Origin of the sequence: Clostridium sp. AF34-13 (assembly GCF_003477845.1) — a bacterium.
GTDB lineage: Bacteria > Bacillota > Clostridia > Lachnospirales > Lachnospiraceae > Butyribacter > Butyribacter intestini.
In genome coordinates this window covers 252007-277212 of sequence record NZ_QUEB01000002.1, presented here as the reverse complement: position 1 = coordinate 277212, position 25206 = coordinate 252007, and the positions used below count along the sequence as shown (strand labels likewise).

Below are 25206 nucleotides of genomic sequence, written 5' to 3'. Positions count from 1 at the left end.
GTAGGAGAAGAAAGGTTATGATACATTAAATTTAAGCAAAATGAACATACTATCATTAAATTGTGTGAAAAATTTGCACGAATTTATGAGAATAAAAAACAGCATAGTACACCGGCAGGAATGGAGGATTACCATGGCAAAAGAAGTTAATATCAGAAAAGTGGCAGTAGTAGGATGTGGTTTTGTAGGTTCAACATCTGCATATACATTGATGCAGAGCAGTCTTTTTTCGGAGATGGTTCTTATAGATGCAGATAAGGCTAGGGCAGAGGGAGAAGCTCTTGATATAAAGCACGGACTTCCGTTTGCAAAACCAATGAATATATATGCAGGTGATTACAGCGATATTGCAGATGCGGCGATTATTGTGATAACGGCAGGTGCGGCACAGAAGCCGGGGGAGACAAGACTTGACCTTGTAAAGAAGAACAGTGCCATTATGAAATCTATAATTGGTGAGATAAAGAAACAGGATTGTCAGGGTATTCTGCTCGTTGTATCAAATCCGGTTGATGTTCTTACGAATGTGGCACTTAAGGCAAGTGGTTTTCCGGAGAACAGAGTCATCGGTTCAGGAACAGTGCTTGACAGTGCAAGACTTAAATATCGTCTCGGAGAGCATCTCTCGGTTGACAGCAGAAGCGTTCATGCATTTATTGTTGGTGAGCATGGAGACAGTGAGATTGCGGTATGGAGCAGTGCGAATGTATCTGGAATTGCAGTTGATGATTTCTGCGAGATGAGAGGGCATATAAATCACGATAAAAATATGCGTGCCATAGCGGAACAGGTTAAAAACAGTGCTTATGAGATAATCGAAAAGAAAAAAGCTACTTATTATGGCATAGGAATGGCAGTAAAGAGAATATGTGAAGCGATAGTGAGGGACGAAAAATCAATACTTCCTGTTTCAAGTATGATACATGGCATTTATGGAATTGATGATGTTGTTTTAAGTATGCCTGCGATAGTTGGAAAAGACGGTGTTGAGACTTTAGTTCCGATAAGCATGAGCAGTGATGAGGTGGAAAAACTCAAAGACTCAGCGAAAACACTTAAGGAAGTTTTAGAACAGACTAAGTAGAGTGAAATATATTTTTGAAATTACAGAAAGCACCAAATGAATTAAAATATCATTTGGTGCTTGTGATATAGAGAAAGGAAACACAGGTATGAAGCACAAAATAAGTTTAGAAAAAATAGAAAATATTATATTAAAAAGCAAAGAAAAATCAATACTTGAGAAATTTACGGCAGGGGTTGATTCATATAAGGTTTTGTGTGATTACATAGCTGAAAAATCAAAAACGGGTGAGTTTGTTCCAATAAAAAACAGCGGTTTAAATGGCAAGAATCCGCCGCTTTATAATGTATATTGGCAGATTGAAGAAGAAAAATATAATGGTGAGTTTGATGGCGAAATAAATTTTAAATTATCAACCAGACTTAATATGGAGTATTATAAAAAACATATTGAACAGTATAGAAAAGACAGGGATGCCATACTTAAATTAAGTGATTTTTATAAAAATGAGAGCGAAAAGCAAAAACTTAAAAAAGCCGAGTCTGTAAATGAACGCAGTTTTGAAATTTGGGGCGATGAAAAATTTATAAAAGGCGGAAACGAAAACAGAGGAAAAAATAAGAACGAAGGCAGAGGGCAAGGAAAGAGAATACTTAAAAATCTTGGCATTGAATTGTCGGACTTAAATGTCTATGAGACACCTGAGCCGTTTGTGAGTTATATATATGACAGGACTGCACCTCAAAATGTGCTTATTATTGAAAACAAAGACACATTTTATACTGTCAGGAAATATATGCAGGAAACGGGAAAGAACGAGATACTTGGTAAAAGATTTGGGACTGTGATATTTGGATCAGGAAAAAAGGTGGTTTCATCATTCCGTGATTTTGAATTTACTGCTGAAAAATATCTTGCGGACAGTAAAAACAGATTTTTCTATTTCGGTGATATGGATTATGAGGGGATAGGTATTTATGAAAATCTGGCGGAGGTTTTTAAGGAAAAAAGAAAAGAGCATATATTTAAGGAAGAAACACAGTTAGAACCGTTTAAGGAAGCGTATGTCAGAATGTATGAGAAAGCTGAAAAGGTTGGATTTGATAAACTTCCTGTTACAAAGGAAAAGCAGAATAGAAATATAGGTCACATATTTTCAGATTTTTTTGGAAAAGAAATATGGGAAAGATTTGAAAAACTTTTGATGACTGAAAAATATATTCCGCAGGAGATAATAAATGTGTGGGATATGGATGTGTGAAAAAAACATTAAAATCTGTAACAAATGTTACGGATTTTTTTGTGGCTTTAATGTATTATAGTGAATGTCAGAGGGAGACAATTAGAAATCAACCTAAGAAAGGATAAATTATGGATAATAAAATGTTTTGTTTTCAGTGTGAACAGACGGCTGGGTGTTCAGGCTGTACCGGAAATGCGGGTGTATGTGGAAAGACGGCGGATACTGCCAATCTTCAGGATGAACTTACGGGTGCATTGATAGGTCTTGCAAGAGCCTGTGAAAATAATCCGCATGATGAGAGTGTTACTGATGTTTTGATAGAAGGATTATTTACGACTATAACAAATGTTAATTTTAATGACGAGACGATTAAAGAGATTACTGAAAAAGTAAGAAAAAAGAAATACGAAGTTGTTCCGAATTGCAACATTTGTACGGCAAAGTGCGGCAATACCGATGACTACGATGTTAAAAAGATATGGGATGCCGATGAAGATATTCGTTCACTTAAATCGCTTATTCTTTTTGGCATAAGGGGAATGGCGGCATATGCGTATCATGCAAATGTGCTTGGTTACAGGGATGACACAGTTAATAACTTTTTTATAAAGGCATTGTGTGTGCTCGGTTATGATATGGGTAAGGAGGCTCTTCTTCCTATTACAATGGAGGTGGGAGAGGTAAATCTTAGATGTATGGAACTTCTCGATAAGGCAAATACTGAGACATATGGAACACCGACACCGGTAAAAGTGCCGCTCACTGTTGAAAAAGGACCGTTCATCGTTATTACGGGGCATGACCTTTACGACCTTAAACAGCTTTTGGAGCAGACAAAAGATAAGGGGATAAATATCTATACGCATGGTGAGATGCTTCCGGCTCATGCATATCCGGAACTTAATAAGTACACACATCTTAAGGGAAATTTTGGAACGGCATGGCAGAATCAGCAAAAAGAATTTGATAATATTCCGGCACCTGTGTTATTTACAACAAACTGTCTTATGCCGGTAAAAGAAAGTTATGCTGACAGGGTGTTTACAACAGAAGTGGTTTCATATCCTGAGATGGTTCATATTGGTGAGGATAAAGATTTTACTCCTGTTATTGAAAAGGCACTTGAGCTTGGCGGTTATGATGAGGATAAGCATTTTACGGGAATAAACGGCGGGCATGAGGTTGTGACTGGATTTGCGCATGGAACTGTGCTGTCGGTTGCCGATAAGGTTGTTGAAGCCGTTAAGAATGGTGATATAAAGCATTTCTTCCTTGTCGGAGGATGTGACGGTGCAAGACCCGGAAGAAATTATTACACTGAATTTGTTAAGCAGACTCCAAAAAATTCTGTTATACTTACATTGGCGTGTGGAAAATACAGATTTAATGACCTTGAACTTGGAGAGGTCGCAGGGCTTCCAAGAATCATGGATATGGGGCAGTGTAATGATGCGTTCAGTGCGATAAAAGTTGCCGTGGCACTTGCCGGAGCATTTGACTGTTCGGTAAATGAACTTCCGTTATCCATCGTGCTTTCATGGTATGAGCAGAAAGCGGTATGTATATTGCTTACACTTCTACATCTCGGAATAAATAATATACATTTAGGGCCGACACTTCCGGCATTTGTGTCACCGAATATACTTGATTTCCTTGTAGAGAATTTTGGGATTTCACCTACAGGTACACCGGAGGGAGATTTGAAAAAATTTCTTAACATGGACTAAGAAAGGCATATGATATATGAGTAAAGAAGAAAATGACAACATCGTACAGGCATTGGAACATTCAGGTCTTTGCAGGGAATTTACGCAGGATGAAATATTATCTTTAATAGAAGAAAAAGATACTGATATAAAAAGATATGAAAAAGGAAGTTTTGTCTTTGAGGAGGATGACACACCGGATAAACTATATGTGCTGATAGAAGGCTATGTGGAAGTTTCAAAGATGACATTTTCCGGAAAAAAGATTTTGATAACCACGATTGAAAATCCCGGAGATATGTTTGCGGAAGTTTATATGTTTATGGGAAAGGGCAAATATGATATGTCGGCACAGGCGGTAGAAGAGTCTGTAGTGTTAAGTGTTTCATGTGACTTTTTTGAAAATATATCGCATAATATAAAGGCTGGTGTGTCGGCAAAGATAAGAAAAAATCTTATGAGCATATTTGCGATGAAGGCGTATAATCTTAGCGGAAAGGTAAGATTACTCGGTTGTGGCAGTATAAGAGAAAAGATTGCTCTTTATCTTATTGAAAATCAGACAGCATCAGGACAGATAACAAAAAATCCATCGAGAGAAGAACTTTCCGATTATCTTAATGTGACCAGACCTTCCCTTTCAAGAGAACTTGGCAATATGGAGAAAGAGGGCATAATAAAGCTTGATGGCAGAAAGATAACTATCGTGTCCCAGGACAAACTTGAAGAATATCTGTAGATTATATGTTACTGTTGACACCTGAGGTGTTATGAGTGGATTGCAAATATCTGTCTGACTTATCTTAACATATAAAAGATGTCCTAAAAAAAGCAAATATTTTTAATAATAAAGTGGAGGAATAAAAATATGGCAGAGCTTATGAAAAACATTAAAAAATCAAAGGTACTTACACTTAAGGATGAGATTTCTTATGCAGACGGACAGGTTGTAAGCAAGACACTTGTTCAGAATGATGCGGTAAGCGAGACATTGTTCGCATTTGAAAAAGGCGAGGAGATAAGCACACATGAGTCAGGCGGAGATGCTTTTGTTATCTGTCTTGACGGTGTCGGTCTTATTACGGTTGACGGTGTTGACTACGAACTTACTGAGGGACAGTCAATCGTTATGCCGGCAAAACACCCTCATGCGGTAAAGGGTAAAGAGAGATTTAAGATGCTTTTAGTTGTTGTGTTTTAAGAAAGGAAAAAAGTGTGAAAAATCCATATATGCAAGATTTTTCACACACAAGATTTGTGTCTGCGCACACTTGACACAAACTTGATATGCAAAAAAATGTGTGCAGAAATGAGGATTAATATGATACGCAAGATAGTTCATATAGACGAGGAAAAGTGTAATGGTTGTGGTGCGTGTGCCAATGCGTGCCATGAGGATGCAATCGCAATGGTTGATGGTAAAGCAAGACTTATCAAGGATGATTACTGTGATGGTCTGGGGGATTGTCTTCCTGCCTGTCCTATGGATGCCATTAAGATAATTGAGCGTGAAGCAAACGATTATGATGAGGCGGCTGTTAAAGCTAGGATTGCAGCTAAGAAGATAGCTGAGAATACGAAAAAGAACGGTAGTCCTGTTCATGTGTGTCCGGGAAGTATGGCGAGAAGTTTGCAGCATAGGGAAGATGAGAAAACATCGTGTCCTTCAAACGATAACAGTCAGGCAGCTTCTAATAACGGATTTAAACCTGTGAGCAGGCTAAATCAGTGGCCGGTGCAGATTAAACTTGTACCGCCGACAGCTCCTTATTTTGATGGGGCAAATCTTTTGGTGGCAGCAGATTGTACAGCATATGCATATGCAAATTTCCATGAGGATTTTATCAAACACCACATTACATTAGTAGGTTGTCCTAAACTTGATGATATTGATTACAGTGAAAAACTTACTGAGATAATCAAAAATAACGACATAAAGAGTGTGAAGATTGTCCGTATGGAAGTGCCATGCTGCGGCGGTTTGCAAAATGCGGTCGTTAATGCGTTGAAAAACAGTGGAAAGATGATACCGTGGCAGGTTGTCACAATTTCATGTGACGGCAGGATACTGGAGAGTTTATAAACGAGAGGACTCTGCTTAACACGATGAAAGTCACAAAAGTCACATTCTGAACAGCATTTTATCAGAATGTGGCTTTTTATGGCTGAACTGTTGCTTATTGATGAATTTTTCTCAATAAAGTTATTGACAACTATTCTCGATTAGATTATACTAACGCATGGATAAATGATAACACAGACAAAAGAGATTAAGAAAGAGGATGATATGATGCCATTATCAATGATAGCTGAAGGACAGCCTAGCGTAATTAAGAAAATAGGCGGAAAAGAAGAAACACGCAGATTTTTGGAAAATCTTGGATTCGTTGTGGGTGGAACGGTTACTGTTATTTCACAGATAGGTGGAAATATGATAGTGAATGTCAAAGATGCAAGAGTTGCCATCGGTAAAGATATGGCAAATAAGATCATGGTCTAGAAAGGGGAAAATGATGAAGACATTAAAGGAAGTTAAATGTGGCGAAACTGTAAAAGTTAAGAAACTTACAGGAGTAGGAGCAGTAAAGAGACGCATCATGGATATGGGAATCACAAAGGGTACGGATGTTCTTGTGAGAAAAGTCGCACCACTTGGTGATCCTATCGAAGTCTCAGTAAGAGGTTATGAGCTTTCACTCAGAAAAGCAGATGCAGAAATGATTGAAGTTGAGTAGTTTTTTTAAACTCAAATTTTTTTTGACTATGGGTTAGTAAATACTAATCTTGGCAAGCAAAGACAAATTTAGCGTAGGGTTTTAGAACTAAATGTAGTTGCAAATAATTATTGCACATATGTGCGGATTGGAGAGAAAAAATGTCAATTAAAATTGCATTAGCAGGTAATCCTAACTGCGGTAAAACAACATTGTTTAATGCACTGACAGGTTCAAACCAGTATGTTGGTAACTGGCCTGGTGTTACAGTGGAAAAGAAAGAAGGAAAATTAAAGGGACATAAGGATGTAACAGTAGTTGACCTTCCGGGTATTTATTCATTATCCCCATATACACTTGAGGAAGTTGTTTCAAGAAATTACCTTATTGATGAGAAACCACAGGTAATCTTAAATATTATCGATGGAACAAACCTTGAGAGAAATCTTTATCTTACAACACAGCTTACTGAGCTTGGAATTCCTGTTCTTATAGCTGTAAATATGATGGATATTGTTCGCAAGAATGGTGATCAGATAAACATTAAGAGACTTGCAGAAGAAACAGGCTGCAAGGTTGTTGAGATTTCAGCTCTCAAGAGTGAGGGAATCGTTGAGGCAGCAAACGAGGCTGTTAAACTTGCAGGTACAAAGAAAGCAGCTCCGAAACATTCATTTGACGCAAAAGTTGAGCGTGCACTTGAGGATATCGAGAGCATTGCACTTCAGTCTGTGGATGAGTCACAGAAACGCTGGTTTGCCATCAAACTTTTTGAAAATGATGAGAAAGTTGCAGAGAAATTAAATCTTTCATCAGGTGTTCTTAAGGAAATCTCTGAGATAAACAAGGCAGTTGAGGATGAGCTTGATGATGATACAGAGAGCATCATCACAAATGAGAGATATACATTTATCACATCTATCATCAAAGACTGCATTAAGAAGAAATCGGCAGGAAAACTTACAACATCAGATAAGATTGATAAGATTGTTACAAACAGAATTCTTGCACTTCCTATTTTCGCAGCTATTATGTTTGTAGTTTATTACATAGCAGTATCATCACTCGGTGGAACCGTTACAGACTGGACAAATGATACACTTGTAGCTGAGTGGATTCAGCCGGCAGTCGGTGGATTTTTGAAAAATGTCGGTGCAGCAGACTGGCTTAACTCACTTGTAGTTGATGGTATCATCGGAGGTCTTGGTGCTCCTATCGGATTTGCACCTCAGATGGCTATCGTATTCTTCTTCCTCTCAATTCTTGAGGATTGCGGATACATGGCAAGAGTTGCATTTATCATGGATAGAATTTTCCGTAAGTTTGGTCTTTCAGGAAAGAGTTTCATTCCATTCCTTATCGGTTCAGGATGTGGTGTTCCTGGTATCATGGCAACTCGTACTATCGAGAATGACAAAGATCGTCGTATGACAATTATGACAACAACATTTATTCCTTGTGGTGCAAAACTTCCTGTTATTGCACTTATCGCAGGATATTTATTAAACGGATGCTGGTGGCTTGCACCACTTATGTACTTCGTTGGTATCATAGTGGTTATCGTTTCATGTATTATTTTAAAGAAAACATCACTTTTTGCTGGTGATCCGGCACCGTTCGTTATGGAGCTTCCACAGTACCATATCCCATCACTTAAAGGTGTTCTTCTCCATGTATGGGAGAGAGTATGGGCATTCCTTAAGAAAGCAGGAACAATCCTCTTCCTTTGCTGTGCAGTTATGTGGTTCCTCGGAACATTCGGTATCCAGAACGGAACATTTGGTATGGTAGATAAAGAGTCATGTTTCCTTGCTTCAATCGGTGGAGCTATCGCCTGGATTTTCAAACCACTCGGATTTGGAACATGGCAGGCAGTTGCATCTTCGCTTTCAGGATTTGTTGCAAAAGAGGGTATCGTATCAACAATGGGTGTACTCAGCGGACTTGGCGAAGTAGAAGAATATGCAGCATCAATGCATGACCAGTTTGCACAGTTCTTCCCAACAGGAATTGCAGCAGTGTCATTCCTTATGTTCAACCTGTTCGATTCACCTTGTCTTGCAGCTATCTCAACAATGGCAAGAGAGATGAAATCAAAAAAATTCGTAGTATTTGCACTTATATTCCAGAATGTATTAGCATACTGCGTAGCACTTATGGTATATCAGATCGGCGGACTTGTTTTAGGAGAGGTTGCATTTGGACCTGCAACAGTAGTAGCATTTATAGTAGCAGCAGTAATACTTTACTTCCTTTTCCGTCCTGATCCAAATAAAAAAACATCATATAAGACAGCGGCAGGAGAGGCTTAAGATTTACATGAAGTGATTTTAAGCAGACGGAGTTTTATAATGCATACAAATTTAGAAGTTAAACCGGTTGATGTGGTTATCTTGATCGTTCTTGCAATTATGTTTGTACTTGCAATAAAGATAATAATAGGTTTTTTTAAAGAAAAATAAATATTGCTGTCCGCATCGTTGGTGTGGACAGTGACAAATAGACAGTGAACTATGTTATGAGTATGGATTGAAGTCATTGTTAGTAGCACAGCAGGTGTGAACAGCAATGCTTATATTCATACATGACAGAGAGATGAGAGGTGGGGAATCAGACTATGGCGATGGCAGTTATGGAACAGAAACGAAAGATACAGGAATCACAGAATTATCAGCGTACAAAAATGCAGAAAGATATGGTGATACAGCGTCTTAAAGATGATGGTTGTCGTATAACGAAGCAGCGTCTTATGTTACTAGATATTATACTTGAGGAGGACTGCTCATGCTGCAAGGAGATATATTATAAGGCAGCAAAACAGGACGGCAAGATAGGCACTGCCACTGTATATAGGATGGTGAACAAACTCGAAGAAATCGGAGCTATCAGTAGAAAGAATATGTATAAGATAGCCTGTGGTTCAGGGTGTGAAGTTGAAAATGCCTGCACAATTGAATTTGATGATGACACTGTTGTGGAACTTTCAGCAAAGAAGTGGCATCAGGTGATAAAGGCAGGGCTTGTTGCCTGCGGTTATCCGTCAGACCTTAATGTACGCAGTGTTATCGCAAAATCATGTCAGTGTGGAAAATAATGTAAAAAAATAGGATAGCATAGAAATCAAAAAGCAGTTGATTTCTATGTTATCTTTTTTTATGTATAGGAAATTTATTTTCTGAATTGTTGAGGTGACATTCCTTTTATTTTCTTAAATTGTCTTGAAAAATGTTCGAGGTTCTCGTATCCGCATATGGCAGCTATCTCGGAGATTGAGTCGTTGCTGCCTTGTAAAAGTCTTGCGGCGTGTTCTATTCTGGCTTTTATTATATCCTGATGAACAGATACTCCGAATATCTTTTTGTATGTGTGCTGGAAATACGATGTGCTCAGTCCAAGTTTGTCTGCTATTTCTTTTGCACCTGATGGTACATATTCATAGTTGTAGAGATGTTGTCTGAGTTTTGAAAATTCATCAAAATATTTGTCAAAAGCGGAGCCGGCATTTAAGGTGGTTCTGTAAAGATCACTGAATTTATGAAAAAGAGCTTCAGCTTTGCTGCTCATTATATGTTCGTGCTGGTCGCCTTCATTGAAGTATTCGATGAAAAGGTCTGCTATCATGTCAGTTATAACTTTCGGTGTCGAGAGTGTTATAGGAGTGTTAAAAGGAATTTCAAGTTTCTCAAAAAAGTTATCATATTCATCAAAATCAAAATGAATCCAGTCGTTTATAAAATAGTCATCAGCGGAACCGGATTGAATATGTCTGTAAATCTGTGGTTTGTTTTTTTGGTATAAAATAAAAGTGTTTTTTGGAACGCGTATGCATTTATTGTCTGTCATGATTTCAGTTGGAGAACGCAGATATAAAAGCAGATAATCTCCGGAACCATTTGGACGGTTTACATAAAAATCAGGGCAGTTGTGAAAATGGTATCCAATAAGTCTGATTTTAATCATTTATTATTTCCTCCTGAATTTTACAACGGTAGTTGATTAGTAAATATTGTTGTCGTATTTTGAGTTTATATCTTTTGGATTTTAAATCAAGTGGCATTTGTTGTTTTGTTTGGTTAATTACAATAATAGTATAATATAAAAAGCTAAAAAAATCAAATACTTGACAGCTAATATCATGGACTAAAAGTCAAAAGATTTATATAATCATAAATGTAAGATTAAATAGCAATGCATGATATTGTAGGGATTTCCGCAGAAAACTTCCTCTCGTAAGCTAATAAAGTTTTTGAAAAAAGCAATATCTATGCATTGCATTTAATAAAACTATAATTTAATTTTTAACTGAAAAGTTCAAATTTAGAAAAGAGGATGAGTATGAGACTTAGCAGAAAAAAGATTTTAGCATTGTGTATGAGTGGTGCACTTGTTTTAGCATCAATTCCGGGAATGTATGTAAAGAGTGTTGCCGCAAAGAAAAATAATTCACCTGTTATCAGGCTGAACACGACAAGTATCAAACTTGTAAAAGGAAAAAAGAAAACATTAAAAGTCACGGTAAAAAATGTAAAAAAATTAAAAAAAGTGACTTTTACAAGCAAAAATAAAAAGGTGGCTTCTGTTACGGCAAAGGGTGTTATCAAGGCTGTAAAGGCAGGCAGTACAAAGATAGAGGTTAAGGTAAGTTATATTCCGAAAAGTTCAAATAAAGTGACAAAAAAGACTGTAAGATGTACGGTTAAAGTCACAAATCCAGAAGATACGACGGATGTGGCACCTGACCTGACAGTACAGGCTACCGCTGCACCGGTTCCGACCGTTTACGGAGATGCTGGAAAAGTCAGTGGGTACAACAGTGAACAGAGCAATTATTTATTAAATATCAATGCGTCTGATAAAGTACATGATATTAGTGATATTTTATATGGAATATTTATCGAGGACATAAATTTTGCAGCAGACGGCGGACTTTATGCAGAGATGGTGCAGAACCGTTCATTTGAATTTACAAATCTTGCATCGGATAATGAAAAACATGCATGGAGCGATGTCGGAACAGTTACGGCAAAGGTTGTAAAGGATGACAAGACAGGCTGTCTTAATGCAAATAACCCTAATTATATAGTTATTGAGAACAAATCAGACAGTGATGCGGGTATTGCGAATGAGGGCTTCCTTGATGGAATGTCGATAAAAGAGAATACCGGATATGATTTTTCCGTGTATGCAAAAGGAATGGATGGCTATACCGGTCCATTAAATGTCAAACTTATGAATGGAAGTGATGTTGTAGGAAGTGGAACTATCGAAAATGTTACGACAGAATGGAAAAAGTATGAGCTTAAACTTACATCGTCGGTTACTTCAAATAAAAATGTAAAATTACAGGTTACGATTCCTAAGGGGAAAATTGCGGTAGACATGGTTTCGCTTTTCCCACAGGATACATATAAGGGCAGAAAGAACGGTCTTAGAAAAGACCTTGCAGAAAAATTAGAGGAACTTCATCCGGGATTTTTGAGATTTCCGGGAGGATGTGTTGTTGAGGGTGCGACCATCGAGACAAGATATAACTGGAAAGATTCAATAGGTGCAGATTCAAGCGGACAGCCGTTTGAATTTAACGGAACATATGGCGATGTTGCAGCAAGAAAGCAGGGACAAAATATATGGACGGATGAGAGGGCAACAAATGATAAATATCCTTCATTTATGACATACGGTCTTGGATTTTATGAGTATTTCCAGCTTGCTGAGGATATAGATGCAGTCGGAGTTCCAGTTATTAACTGTGGTAAATGTTGTATGGGACAGTCGGATGGAAACGGACCGTCATTAGACTCTGCTGAGTTCAAGCAGTATATTCAGGACGCCCTTGATCTTGTTGAGTTCTGTCGTGGTGATAAGACTACAAAGTGGGGAAAGATAAGAATTGCGATGGGACATGAAAAACCATTTAAACTCAAATATATCGGCATTGGCAACGAACAGTGGGGTGATGATTTCTTTAAGCATTATGAAGCGTTTGTAGATGCGTTTAACGATGCAAAGAAAACAAATCCTGCACTTTATGGTGATATAGAGCTTATGTTTACAGCGGGTGTCGATGACGGAGACAGTGGAAAAGATGTTTATATGGAAGCATATAATGAAGCTGCAACATGGCTTAAGGCACATCCTGACAAGACAATAAATGACTTTGCGGGAGCTATCGACCATCATTATTATAATGAGCCAAGCTGGTTCTTAACACACACGGATTATTATGATGAAAAGAATTACAGCAGAACTACTGACAACATGACAACTTCAACTTACGGCGGCGGAATGAATGTGTTCCTTGGAGAATATGCGGCACAGTCAAATACTTGGAAAGCGGCACTTTCCGAAGCGGCATATATGACGGGACTAGAGAGAAATGGAGACATAGTTAAGATGGCTGCATATGCACCATTATTTGGAAACTTGACGGCACTTCACTGGTCACCTGATCTTATATGGTTTAACAATAACACGGTTACAAGCTCGGTAAATTATTATGTTCAGAAAATATTTGCCAAGAATGCAGGAACTACACTTCTTAAATCGGATATGTCAGGGGCAACGGTGGCATCAAAGCCGTTTGCAGGAAAAGTCGGTGTAGGCACATGGAATACGGCTGCAAAATTTGACAATGCAAAGGTTGTCTCAAACGACAATGGAAAGATTTTAGGAAAAGATACATTTACAAAAGCAGAAAACTTCTCGAAATACTGGGAGAAAGCAACAGACGGAAACTGGTCGGTCAAGAACGGAAAACTTGTTCAGTCATCAGATGTGACAAACACTGTGGCATATGGAAATCAGGGAAGTGTTGCTTACTTTGGAAACAATACATGGAAAAATTATACATATACTGTTGAAGCGACAAAGACTTCAGGACAGGAAGGATTTATGATACCGTTTGCTGTAGGAGATAAGAACGAAAATTATTTCTGGAACATTGGCGGCTGGAACAATACGGTATCATGCTTACAGAAAGTATCAGGCGGTTCAAAATCAGGTCAGATAGCAGGAACTATTATGAGCTGTCAGATAAGCGAGGGCGAAAAGTACAAGATAAAGATAGTAGTAAAAGACAGAAATGTTAAATGCTATCTTGATGATATGCTCTATGTGGACTATACTATACCTGAGACAGAGGGAAGCGAGAGCTACCAGGTTGTAAGTACGGACAAGACGGGTGATGTTATCATAAAACTTGTCAATGTAACAGGAGCAGATAAAACATTTGCAATAGATGTGACGGGATTGGGCGAAATTTCAGATGAAGCAGATGTAGATGTTGTTGCAGGACAGAGCGAGACAGATGATAATATTCTCGGAAAAGAGGAGGCTGTGACTTTAAAGAGTGATAAGGTGACAGGTATTAAAGATAAGTTTAACTATACTGTTCCGAAGTATTCTGTTACGGTTTTACGCATAAAGCACAAATAATTAAAATGATAAAAAGATAAAATATATAGCAAAAAACAGGTGGCTGTGAATTTTATTGCAGGTTTTGTTAAATGTAAGAATATGACATTTTTTGCAAGTATATAAATGAGACTAGGAGGTTTTTGTGAATTATAGAAATGTAGGAAAGTCAGGATTAAAGGTTAGTGAGATTGCAGTAGGAAGCTGGATGACGGATCTTGCGGGAACTGAGAAAGTTGATATTGCAAGAGATACGATAAGACTTGCTTATGATAAGGGCGTTAATTTCTTTGACTGTGCAGATGCATACAGTGGTGGCGAGGCTGAAAAATTTTTAGGAAAAATACTGAATGAATATCAACGACACAGTTATGTAGTTTCAAGTAAGGTTTTCTTTCCGACAGGAGGCGGAGCAAACGACTGGGGATTGTCAAGAAAACACATTTTTGAGAATGTAGACCGTTCTCTTTTAAATCTGAATATGGATTATATAGATTTATATTATTGTCACAGATTTGATAATACAACTCCTATGGAGGAAACACTTCGTGCATTGAGTGACCTTGTTTCAAAGGGAAAGATTCTTTATTATGGTGTAAGCGAGGAGTGGGGTGCTGCAAGACTTGAAGAAGCACAGAGGATAATCGAAAAATACGGACTTTATCCTATGACGGTTGTTCAGCCGCAGTACAATATGATTGACAGATACATAGAGCATGAGATAATGTCCGTTTGTGAAAAGTACGGTATCGGAATTACACCGTTCTCGCCGCTGGCACAGGGGCTTCTCACCGGAAAATATAAAAAAGGAGAGCCATATCCTGAGGGTTCAAGGGCAACCCACCAGGCAGATAAACAGATAAATAATCTTCTTACGGATGAAAATCTTGACAGAGTGGAGAAACTTTCAAAGATAGCCGAGGAGCTTGGTACTAATATGTCGGTGCTCGCACTTAGCTGGATACTTAGAAAGTCCATCATTTCAAGTGTTATAACAGGTGCAAGCAAACCGTCACAGCTTGAGAATAATCTTGCGGCGGCAGATTTTAGAATTCCTGCCGATGCATTCGAAGAGATTGAAAAAATTCTTGATTTTAAGAGATTTGAAAGACATATTGGTTAATAATTGCAGACATCAGGATAAATTATTTAATGCAGAAATAAAATAAAAACTCATTTAATATTAAAAAAATATTGAGAAACAATATCAAAAAGAGCCTCTCCGGGCTCTTTTTGATTAAAATTTCTCAATAAGTAAAATTAGCCGTGTCGTACTGGATTTTTTGTTGTATAATGTCACAAAAGCAGACAGATATATCTGTTTTTGTGAAAAAAATACAAATAAAATTTTTTATCCAGAGGAGGAACTTATTATGTTAGATTGTTTAAAGGCTATTAATTGGAAAAAAACAGGTTTATTTGCAGCAGGTGTTGCATTTGGTACAGCAGGAATTAAAATTCTTTCAAGTGATGATGCAAAGAATGTATATTCAAATTGCACGGCAGCAGTTCTTCGTGCAAAAGACTGTGTTATGAATGTTGTATCAACAGTTCAGGAAAATGCCGAAGATATTTATGCAGAAGCTGTAGAGATTAATGAAGAGAGAGCGGCAAAGAAAGAGTGCTTTGAAGATGAAGCAGACGATGATGATTTTGAGGAAGTTGAAAACGAAGCAGACGCAGAGGCAGCAGCAGATGCTGAGTAATTAACATAAATGTGAAAAGATGAGCTTTAAAGTGTAAGGCAGAACTGTTATCTTAAAGTTTTATCTTTTTGCACAAAATTTATCATTAGATAATAATCTGACATATATTTATACAAGACATCTGATTTTTCAGGTGTCTTGTTTTAGGTATATGACAGTAAGATGATACTAATTGAAGTTAAAATAACAATATCGAAGTTAAAGGAATAATACGGAAAAGGGGGCAAAAAATGAAATTTTCTATTAAGCATGAAATAAAAGGCAGAATAAGAGTTCATTTACATCAAAACAGAATGTCCTTTGAACAGGCAGATACATTATTATATTATCTGACCAACAACCAGTATGTTACAAATGCAAAGGTGTTTGAGAGAACAGCGGATGCTGCTATTTATTTTGTCGGTGACAGGGGAAATATAATAGAAGCATTGAGAAAATTTGCTTATGAAAATGTTGATGTGCCGGCAGCAGTATTAGAGACATCAGGCAGGGGACTTAACAACACATATCAGAGAAAAATGGTTGAAAAAGTCGTTTACAGATATGCGAGAAGGATACTTCTTCCTTATCCGGTAAGGGCAGTCTATACAACGGCAATGTCATTGAAATATATTTATAAAGGTGTAAAGACTTTGCTTAAAGGTAAGATAGAAGTTCCAGTTCTTGATGCAACTGCAATAGGTGTATCAGTTATCAGAAACGATATAGCAACTGCGGATTCGATTATGTTCCTGCTTGGAATAGGTGAACTGTTGGAGGAGTGGACACATAAGAAATCAGTTGATGACCTTGCAAGGACAATGTCACTAAATACGGGAAGTGTCTGGATGCTCAGTGATGGAAAAGAGGTTCAGGTTTCTTCAAATGATATAAAAGAGGGCGACTGCGTAGTCGTACATATGGGAACAATCATTCCTTTTGACGGTGAGGTTTATGATGGCGAGGCGATGGTAAATCAGGCTTCGATAACGGGTGAGTCAATGCCTGTAAGACGAGTTAAAGACAATTATGTCTATGCCGGAACTGTAGTTGAAGAGGGCGAGATAACCATCAAAGTTAAAAAAGTCGGTGGAACGAGCCAGTATGAAAAGATAGTTGGGATGATAGAAGAGACAGAAAAACTCAAATCTGCAAGTGAGAGTAAGGCAAGTCATATTGCGGATAAACTTGTTCCTTATACACTTGGAGGAACAGCTTTAACATATCTTTTGACGAGAAATGTCACAAAGGCATTATCAGTGCTTATGGTAGATTTTTCTTGTGCACTAAAGCTTGCAATGCCGATAACGGTTCTGTCGGCGATTAGAGAAGCAAGCCTTCACAATGTAACTGTTAAAGGCGGTAAATTCCTTGAAGCAGTTTCGGAAGCAGACACTATTGTGTTTGATAAAACAGGAACACTCACAAAGGCTAAGCCTACTGTAGTGGAGGTTGTTTCGTTCTGTGATGAGACACCGGATGAACTTTTGAGGATTGCAGCCTGCCTTGAGGAACACTTCCCTCATTCAATGGCAAAAGCAGTCGTAGAGGCAGCAAAACAAAAATCTCTTGAACATGAGGAGATGCACTCAAAAGTTGATTATGTTGTCGCTCATGGAATATCTAGCTATATTGACAACAGAAAAGCAGTTATCGGAAGTTATCATTTTGTCTTTGAAGATGAAAAATGCATTGTACCTGAAGATAAGAAAGAACAGTTTGAAAATATATCTGATGAATATTCAAGACTTTATCTTGCTATACAGGGTGAACTTGCGGCAGTTATACTTATAGAAGACCCTCTCAGGGATGAAGCAGAAGCAGTTGTAAATTCTCTCAGAAAATCGGGAATAAACAAGGTTGTAATGATGACCGGAGATAGTGACAGGATTGCAAAGAACATAGCTGAGAAAGTCGGAGTTGATGTTTATTATTCGGAGGTACTTCCGGCAGATAAGGCTGCATTTGTAGAGAAAGAGAGAAGTGAGGGAAGAAAAGTCATCATGATAGGTGATGGAATAAATGATTCACCTGCACTTTCGGCAGCAAATGTCGGAATTGCCATAAGTGATGGAGCAGAGATAGCAAGAGAGATTGCCGACATAACGGTTGGCTCGGACGATCTTTACCAGATAGTGACACTTAAGATGTTAAGCGATGCACTTATGAAAAGGATAAAGAAAAACTACAGAACAATAGTTGGATTTAATTCGGGACTTATACTCTGTGGTGTGACCGGAATACTTGCACCTACAACATCAGCACTTTTACATAATGCATCTACGCTTGCAATAAGTCTTAAGAGTATGCAAAGTTTTCTTGATTAATTAGATAAGTGATGAATAAAATGACACCTTTTTATCAATAATAGTTATATTGATAAAAAGGTGTCATTTATTTTATTGACTTTAGTATATAATTTATGTATCATAATCTCAAAGTTAGGGAAAACTAACTAAAGTATTTCGTAGGTAATTGCGAAACTAACTATATGTTGTGTTAATTGCAAAGATATAACAAATAATATCGTCGGCACGCTTTCGCTATGTTGTCGTTCGTAGCAGTACATAAATCAGCAAAAAACGCTGATTAAGTGCTGACGACGACAAAAATGCCGACTAACACTATTTGTTATATCTGCATAATTTAATCAAGATTTATGATAGTTTCGCAAACGCCTATAAAGTATTTCATTTTGAAAGGAGAATTATAATCATGGGTAAGATAAGTGTTGTATATTGGTCGCAGTCAGGAAATACACTCGCTATGGCGGAGGCGATAGGTAAAGGTATCACAGATGGCGGAGCACAGGCAGAAGTTGTCAATGTAAGTAGTTGCCAGGTCAGTGACCTTGATTCAGAGGAAGTGTTTGCACTCGGTTGTCCTGCCATGGGAGCTGAGGTTCTTGAGGAAAGTGAGATGGAGCCATTTGTTGCAGAACTTGAGGGAAATGTAAAAGGTAAGAAGATTGCTCTGTTTGGTTCATACGGTTGGGGAGATGGTCAGTGGATGCGTGACTGGGAAGAACGCATGACAAGTGCCGGAGCGACAGTCGTAAACGGAGAGGGTCTTATATGCCAGGAAGCACCTGATGGTGATGTGATAAGTGAATGTGAGAGTCTCGGAAAACAGCTTGCCGGAATGTAGGATTGAGGACTTACAATATAATGATAAAGTGACGCCGTGAAAAAGATTATTATTCCATCAAAGAGACGATTTCGCTCGGAAAACTGCATAGCGGTACATAAACGGGTTAAATACACCCGCTAAGTACCGATGCAGTTCTAACGCTCTTTGTTTAGAATAATAATCTTTTTTCACGGCTGTTCTTATGAAAGTATGTTGTATTGGTTTAAAGTGTTATAGGTTGAAAAATATGTTATGAATTATAAAGTATTATTGTGAATTTAAGCTGTTTTTATAGTTATATAATATAGGATGGTTATGTTTTTGGTGTTTATTTGTAGTACGGGACAAGGAGTCGGCTTGCACTAATGTTTTTGTTTTCTTATAATAGGACATAAAGGATAAAATGTTATCATAAATTTGCAAGACAAGGGAATTTGTTCTCTTATAAGATAAAATTTAAGGAGATTTTTTAAATTATGGATAAAACAGTGCGTGAAAGACTTTTTTCTATGAGCGAGGAGAAATACAGAGATTTTTCTAAGGCTCTTATTCCGGGCTGCGATAATATGCTTGGGGTTAGAGTGCCACTTATCAGGAAGTATGCGAGAGAACTTATAAAAGAAAATGAGGACTGGCAGGGATTGCTTGAAGAGGATGATTTGTACTTTGAGGAGACGATGCTTCGTGGATTTATTACAGGTATAGCGATGGCAAAGGAAGATGATGTGAAAATTGCAAGAAAGAAATTGAATGAGTTTCTTTCTTATATAAATAACTGGTCTATAAATGATGGGTTTTGTAAAGAGTTCAGGATAATTGATAAACATCATGACGAGTTTATAAATGATATTGAAAAAATGACAGCTTCTAAAAAGGAGTATGTGGCGAGGGCGGGACTTGTACTTTTGCTTGAGCATTATGTAAAGATTGATATGGCAGGGAATAAGATTGCAAGAAAGAAAACGGTGGACAGATATGACATAGATTTAGAAAGCATATTGACAGATGAAGGTGTAATAGAGGAAAGAAACGCTTTGCAGTCGGATAGTGATACCAGTAAAGTCAGATATAATAATGAAGCCCTAAATAGTGTTTATAAAGGTAAATATACAGACAAAATACTTGAGCTCGTAAACAGAGATTTTTCAAAAAACGGCTACTATACGCAGATGGCGGCAGGCTGGCTTATAGCAGAGTTGTTTGTGGTATATCCAAAAGCAGTATGGGATTTTTTGAATGACAAAAACAACTTGAAGCTTGATGAAGTGTCATATAAAAAAGCAATAAGGAAGATATGTGAGTCAAAAATACCGACTAAGCAATTAAAGAAATATATTGTTACCGTTCAATCGTAGGTATAGTATAAGATATAAAGTTATGTACTGATAAGTAAATTTGATTTTATCAAGTTAAATTTTACATTTCAGACAATAGTGGAGTTTGATTTGATAAAATAATAAAGAAATGAGTTGTTTATAAAAATAAAAAATGGAATGGTAAACTGTTTCAAAAAAAGGTCAAAAAAAAATTGGGGGGAAAATATAAAAAGCTGTTGACTAATGATAGATTTGTGGTATAATAATATTTGTGCGTACAGGACTGTGGTTCTGTGAAAAAATACCCTACACAGTTGTTTGTGTATTTGATGCATAATCTACAACTGGAGGGAGGTTAGGTGTGAGACTATGTCAAATGTAATCGTAAAAGAGAATGAGACATTGGATAACGCTTTACGTCGTTTCAAAAGAAATTGTGCTAAAGCTGGCATCCAGCAGGAAATTCGTAAGAGAGAGCATTATGAGAAGCCAAGCGTTCGTCGTAAGAAGAAGTCTGAGGCAGCTCGTAAGCGCAAATACTAATCGTATGTTAGGGATTTGAGTGTCAGATCCTAAAATCAGAAAGAGGTTATTTGGTTAATCTCTTTCTTTTTTTGAATTTTTTTAATATATTATTTTTATTTTTGAGTTTAGAAATTTGTTATTTAGGGCTATATATGTTAAACTTGTAATAGTATTTACATAGTGACTGATATGAGAACTGTATCAAAGAAATTTAGAATATTTTTTGGGGAAAATGGAGATAGAATATGTTTAAAACAGTAGGTATAGGAAAACAGAGCTTTGAAAGTATTCGGGTAAATGATTGTTTTTATATAGATAAGACAATGTTTATAAAGGAGTGGTGGGAGAAGAATGATGATGTAACATTGATTACCCGTCCGCGTCGTTTTGGGAAAACATTGAATATGGATATGTTAAATTGCTTTTTTTTAAATAAATTTGCAGAAAGAGATGATTTGTTTGAGGGACTTGAAATATGAAATTATGAAAATATAGAAAACTTCAGGGAACATACCAGGTGATTTTTCTTAGCTTTGCAGGTGTAAAACAAAATAATTATGAAGATACGATTGCAAGAATAAAAAATTTGTATGTGACTTATATCAATCATTTAGATAAAAACAATATGAAATATCCGGGGATAGTAATAGAATTTAAAGTGTTTAACTTTAGAAAAGAAGATACATTAAAAGACACATTGTCGGCGGCATTAAAGCAAATAAATGAAAAAGATTATGATACAGAACTTACAGGCAGAGGTGTGAAGAAAGAAAATATAAGACATTATGGATTTGCTTTCAAGGGGAAAGAGGTGCTGATTGGAACAGATTGATTAATATTGTTAAGTTTTTTGATTATACAAAATATATTTAATAAAAAAATATTATTATGTAAATAAAAAACACTATGCCCCATTCTAAGCATATAATCAAACAGCAGCCACTTATTACTTAGAATAGAGCATAGTGAAAATTATAATTCTGTCGGTACCTTTAGATGATAAAAATACAATTATTCCTAATCATATAAACACTTTACACAAAATCTCTTAAAGTATCTACAACACTTTGTTTTTCAGTGTTTCCATACATCAACATCGGGATAATACAGCTAAGTATGATAAATACCGGAGCGACAATCAATACTGGTAGTATTACAAAATGTCCGCTGAAGAACCAGAAAATATTTTCAAAAGGTTTTTTGGTGAGCACGACAAATATTATTGAAGTAATGAGTGATACGACGGATGAGCTTACGGTATAAAATAAACTTTCATATATAAGCATCCTGCGAAGCTGGCTGTTTGTCATACCTATGGATTTAAGCATTGCAAATTCATGTTTTCTCGACATAATTCCGGTTAGCACGGCATTGACAAAGTTAAGGATTCCGATAACACCTATAACAGTACACAGCAGACCGCCAAGCAATATAAACATATTTTTAAAACTGTCAAATTCCTGACAGACCTTAGCTTTACTTTCAAAGGAAAGTGAAGATGAAGGGGCGGAAATTACATTTTTAAGGTAGTTCGCAGTCTGTATCTCAGCTTTTTTGTTTTTAGAGTCTAAGATATAAAATAATGGTGAAATTTTTTGCCTGCTGTCATTTTTCAGGTTGTCGGTTGACATTACCACATTATATCCGGTTTCGGAACCGTATCGAAATCCCATTGAAAATGGAACTTCCACAAGTGCACATACCGTATATGTGACTTCATGTTCTTTGGCTATATAGTATTCCATATATTTTTCGGGTGTGTCATCGGTGACTTTTTTGCCTGTCCGATTATCAATAAAATAAGCATCATCAATATATGACATTGTGAACTTATCGCCGACTTTTGGGTATATTCCCATGTTTTGCGGATTGCCGTAATCATCAGTCATTACGCTTATAGCTATATTGTGCTGTTTTTTGTCTTTAAGTGGAGAAAGGCTGCCGGAAAAGACTTGAATTTTATTTAAAAGTTTTATATCAATTCCCTCAATAAGTGGATCGGATGCAACTTTATCTCCCTTTTTTCTTATTGAATTTAGGTTTTGCTGTAAATCTTTTTGACTGAAAGTGCCTTTGCACATATTTATATAGGTCTTTTTGTCAACCCATCCTGCTACATCAGCGTAAGGCAGAAAATATCCACAGCCGGTTAATCTGTTATCTGTATTTGTAGTGATACTGCGAATATCCTTGTCTGAGATACAGTGTTCACCGTCAATTTCACATCGGAAATAGCTTTTTGTACTTATAATGAAATCAGAGCATACACGCCGTGAAACAAATCTGTTCATATCAATTCCATTTACAAAGAAAAATAATGTATTTAGAAGCACTACGGAGAGTGAAAGGGATATGACAACAAGGAAAGTGCTTAGCTTGTTTCTGCCAAGATTTGTAAATGCCATCTGGTAAACTTTTGCACCTCGGGTATGTTTTTTCTTCTTTTTTGTGTTTGAATTGTCTGTATATTTTACCGCTTCAACAGGGGAAATCTTAGAGGCGATAAATCCCGGACGTAGACATGACATAAGTATGGTTAATAGTGAAAAAAGTATTGATATTACAAAAATAAGCGGGGATATGCTTATAGAGGTGCTTTCTGTACCAAGCGTAGTCTGTGAGATTATGGCAGGAAACAGAGTAACACCGCTGAAATATCCTATAAATAGTCCAATCGGAATACCTATTGCACAAAGAAGCAATGCCTGGATATAGATTATCCTGCGAAGCTGATGTGGAGTGACACCGATTGTCTTTATAAGACCGTAAAAATGTATGTCATTTGTTACTGAAATCTGAAAAATATTGTAGATAATAAGGTATCCGGTAAATATGACAAGTATAAGGAAAGCCACCATTCCGACAAGCGTTACGGTGTCTGTGTTTTCTGCAACTTTTTCAGAGGTGTAGCCCCAGTTTACACCGATACGAACACTGTTTTTTTCGTCTCGTGTCTGCCAGTCATACCCGAAGTCTTTATCAATCTGCTTCATCTGTTTTTCGATATTGTGGCTTGATTTAAGCATCACATTTAAGTCTGTCCGAAAATCATCAAGTCTGTTGTTTTTTGCTTCTTTGATAATGTTTTCAGTATATTTTTTTGAAACATTGATATAATGAACCGGCATTAAACTATTATAGTTGTAATAACCTGTAAGTTTGAAATAGTCCGTTTTTTCAAATGTTTTACTTTTATTGTCACTTACTGTATAGGTAAGTTTTATCTTTGTTCCAAGTTTTGCTTTGGCACCGAGGAGTTTTAAAGCCGTGGTATCCATTGCTATTTCATCGGAGTTTTCCGGATTTCTGCCTGTTGTTGGTGTTGCATAACTCCATTTTGAGCAGTTTTCATCCATATAACTTACTTCTCCTGAAATCTGTCCGAAATAATCTGACTTTATAGAACCAATGCAATTTCGTTTACCATAAGCTTTTATTTTTGAGTGTGTGATAAGTTTGTCTGCCTGTTCGTCAGTTACATCTTTAAATGTCCCGTGTGAATAACCACCAATCTGACGGAATGAGTAAGTCTGATAACTGTCATTTAGTGAAAGTGCTATCGTGAAAAGTGATGTAAATAGGATAGTGGTAAGTATTATTGCGATAACAGCTATTATATTTCTCTTTTTTGCAGCATGCAGAGAACGGTAACTCAAACGGAAGATACATTTTTTATTTTTTACATTCATGAGTTTGTCCTCCTAATCTTTAGTTATTACATGGCCGTCTTCAATATGGATTATACGGTCTGCTGTCTGTGCTATTTCTTCGTTGTGGGTTATCATTACCATTGTCTGTGAAAATTTTTTGCATGAAACTTTTAACAGACTTAATACATCCTGACTTGTTTTTGAGTCGAGGTTGCCGGTAGGTTCATCTGCAAGTATTATCGCCGGAGCGGATGCTAAAGCTCTTGCGATGGCAACACGCTGCTGCTGACCGCCTGAAAGCTGGTTTGGCAGTGCATTAAGTCTTTTTGAAAGTCCTAATGTATCGGTTATCTGTGCTACAAAATCCTTATCTATCTTTCTCCCGTCAAGTTCGAGCGGCAGTACGATATTTTCATACAGATTTAAGACTGGTACAAGGTTGTAAGCCTGAAAAATAAATCCTATTTTTCTTCTGCGAAATATGGTGAGCGGTTCGTCTTTTAATGAAGAAATATCTTTTCCATCCACAAACACCTTGCCGGAAGTGGGCTTGTCAAGACCGCCGAGCATATGGAGAAGTGTTGATTTACCGCTGCCTGATGTTCCGACGACTGCGGCAAATTCACCGTTTTCGATGGCAAGGTTTACATTTTGTAATGCGTGTACGGCATTGTCACCTGAGCCATAGATTTTTGTAAGATTTTCTGTTTTTAGTATTGTCATAATGACCTCCGTTCTGAAAAAATATCTGTAAGATTTTACTATAATAGTATGGCATATAAAACTTTCCAAAATCTTTCA

22 protein-coding genes are annotated in these 25206 nt (G+C 37.0%); 19 read left to right on the top strand and 3 right to left on the bottom strand.

The genetic code is table 11. The annotated features are described in order from the left end of the window. Positions 1-133: 133 nt before the first annotated feature. The 10 genes from DWZ63_RS03070 to DWZ63_RS03025 all read left to right on the top strand — a co-directional run bounded on the left by DWZ63_RS03070 (position 134) and on the right by DWZ63_RS03025 (position 9781). Positions 134-1084, top strand: coding sequence for an L-lactate dehydrogenase (locus DWZ63_RS03070; protein ID WP_022015246.1), 951 nt, complete (start codon positions 134-136; stop codon positions 1082-1084). Between the two features lie 88 nt (positions 1085-1172). Continuing rightward, positions 1173-2285 carry a Wadjet anti-phage system protein JetD domain-containing protein gene (locus tag DWZ63_RS03065; protein ID WP_118498668.1) on the top strand — a complete coding sequence of 371 codons (1113 nt, stop codon included), beginning with the start codon at positions 1173-1175 and terminating at the stop codon, positions 2283-2285. A gap of 110 nt (positions 2286-2395) precedes the next feature. After that, complete coding sequence (gene hcp, locus DWZ63_RS03060; protein WP_182431431.1) at positions 2396-3994, top strand: hydroxylamine reductase; 1599 nt, start codon at positions 2396-2398, stop codon at positions 3992-3994. Positions 3995-4010: 16 nt separating this feature from the next. Then, a complete protein-coding gene (locus tag DWZ63_RS03055) occupies positions 4011-4712 on the top strand; it encodes a Crp/Fnr family transcriptional regulator (protein ID WP_055942706.1) in 702 nt (233 codons plus the stop codon). A 129-nt stretch (positions 4713-4841) separates the two neighbouring features. Further along, positions 4842-5174: a cupin domain-containing protein gene (locus tag DWZ63_RS03050; RefSeq protein WP_022015241.1), complete on the top strand. Its 333-nt coding sequence runs from the start codon at positions 4842-4844 to the stop codon at positions 5172-5174. 120 nt (positions 5175-5294) lie between these two features. Beyond that, positions 5295-6056 carry a 4Fe-4S binding protein gene (locus DWZ63_RS03045; RefSeq protein WP_118498667.1) on the top strand — a complete coding sequence of 254 codons (762 nt, stop codon included), beginning with the start codon at positions 5295-5297 and terminating at the stop codon, positions 6054-6056. Positions 6057-6260: 204 nt separating this feature from the next. Continuing rightward, a complete protein-coding gene (locus tag DWZ63_RS03040) occupies positions 6261-6473 on the top strand; it encodes a FeoA family protein (protein ID WP_022223464.1) in 213 nt (70 codons plus the stop codon). A gap of 13 nt (positions 6474-6486) precedes the next feature. Beyond that, positions 6487-6708: a ferrous iron transport protein A gene (locus DWZ63_RS03035; RefSeq protein ID WP_055942698.1), complete on the top strand. Its 222-nt coding sequence runs from the start codon at positions 6487-6489 to the stop codon at positions 6706-6708. A 140-nt stretch (positions 6709-6848) separates the two neighbouring features. Then, positions 6849-8999: a ferrous iron transport protein B gene (gene feoB, locus DWZ63_RS03030; RefSeq protein ID WP_118498665.1), complete on the top strand. Its 2151-nt coding sequence runs from the start codon at positions 6849-6851 to the stop codon at positions 8997-8999. 290 nt (positions 9000-9289) lie between these two features. Continuing rightward, positions 9290-9781, top strand: a complete 492-nt coding sequence (locus DWZ63_RS03025; protein WP_330674070.1) for a transcriptional repressor — start codon at positions 9290-9292, stop codon at positions 9779-9781. A gap of 74 nt (positions 9782-9855) precedes the next feature. Here DWZ63_RS03025 and DWZ63_RS03020 read toward each other — a convergent pair whose 3' ends face one another. Then, positions 9856-10647, bottom strand: a complete 792-nt coding sequence (locus tag DWZ63_RS03020) for an AraC family transcriptional regulator (RefSeq protein ID WP_055942693.1) — start codon at positions 10645-10647, stop codon at positions 9856-9858. A 375-nt stretch (positions 10648-11022) separates the two neighbouring features. On the opposite strand from DWZ63_RS03020, the gene DWZ63_RS03015 reads away from it, so the two are divergent. The 9 genes from DWZ63_RS03015 to DWZ63_RS02975 all read left to right on the top strand — a co-directional run bounded on the left by DWZ63_RS03015 (position 11023) and on the right by DWZ63_RS02975 (position 21587). Next, the gene (locus DWZ63_RS03015; RefSeq protein ID WP_182431430.1) at positions 11023-14121 is read left to right on the top strand and encodes an alpha-L-arabinofuranosidase C-terminal domain-containing protein; all 3099 of its coding nucleotides are present in this window, start codon (positions 11023-11025) and stop codon (positions 14119-14121) included. 124 nt (positions 14122-14245) lie between these two features. Continuing rightward, the gene (locus DWZ63_RS03010; protein WP_118498661.1) at positions 14246-15223 is read left to right on the top strand and encodes an aldo/keto reductase family protein; all 978 of its coding nucleotides are present in this window, start codon (positions 14246-14248) and stop codon (positions 15221-15223) included. Between the two features lie 250 nt (positions 15224-15473). Then, on the top strand, positions 15474-15806 hold the full coding sequence (locus DWZ63_RS03005; protein ID WP_055942686.1) for a DUF6110 family protein: 333 nt from the start codon (positions 15474-15476) through the stop codon (positions 15804-15806). Between the two features lie 230 nt (positions 15807-16036). Further along, complete coding sequence (locus DWZ63_RS03000) at positions 16037-18112, top strand: heavy metal translocating P-type ATPase (RefSeq protein WP_118498659.1); 2076 nt, start codon at positions 16037-16039, stop codon at positions 18110-18112. Between the two features lie 388 nt (positions 18113-18500). Next, complete coding sequence (locus tag DWZ63_RS02995) at positions 18501-18932, top strand: flavodoxin (protein ID WP_118498657.1); 432 nt, start codon at positions 18501-18503, stop codon at positions 18930-18932. 458 nt (positions 18933-19390) lie between these two features. After that, the gene (locus DWZ63_RS02990; RefSeq protein ID WP_118498656.1) at positions 19391-20269 is read left to right on the top strand and encodes a DNA alkylation repair protein; all 879 of its coding nucleotides are present in this window, start codon (positions 19391-19393) and stop codon (positions 20267-20269) included. Positions 20270-20599: 330 nt separating this feature from the next. Then, the gene (gene rpsU, locus DWZ63_RS02985; protein WP_022013401.1) at positions 20600-20773 is read left to right on the top strand and encodes a 30S ribosomal protein S21; all 174 of its coding nucleotides are present in this window, start codon (positions 20600-20602) and stop codon (positions 20771-20773) included. Positions 20774-21000: 227 nt separating this feature from the next. Beyond that, on the top strand, positions 21001-21234 hold the full coding sequence (locus DWZ63_RS02980; protein ID WP_347474817.1) for an AAA family ATPase: 234 nt from the start codon (positions 21001-21003) through the stop codon (positions 21232-21234). A gap of 38 nt (positions 21235-21272) precedes the next feature. Beyond that, on the top strand, positions 21273-21587 hold the full coding sequence (locus DWZ63_RS02975) for a PD-(D/E)XK nuclease domain-containing protein (protein WP_347474816.1): 315 nt from the start codon (positions 21273-21275) through the stop codon (positions 21585-21587). A gap of 202 nt (positions 21588-21789) precedes the next feature. Here DWZ63_RS02975 and DWZ63_RS02970 read toward each other — a convergent pair whose 3' ends face one another. Next, on the bottom strand, positions 21790-24444 hold the full coding sequence (locus tag DWZ63_RS02970; RefSeq protein WP_118498654.1) for an ABC transporter permease: 2655 nt from the start codon (positions 24442-24444) through the stop codon (positions 21790-21792). 12 nt (positions 24445-24456) lie between these two features. Beyond that, complete coding sequence (locus DWZ63_RS02965) at positions 24457-25128, bottom strand: ABC transporter ATP-binding protein (protein WP_055942668.1); 672 nt, start codon at positions 25126-25128, stop codon at positions 24457-24459. Positions 25129-25206: the final 78 nt, after the last annotated feature.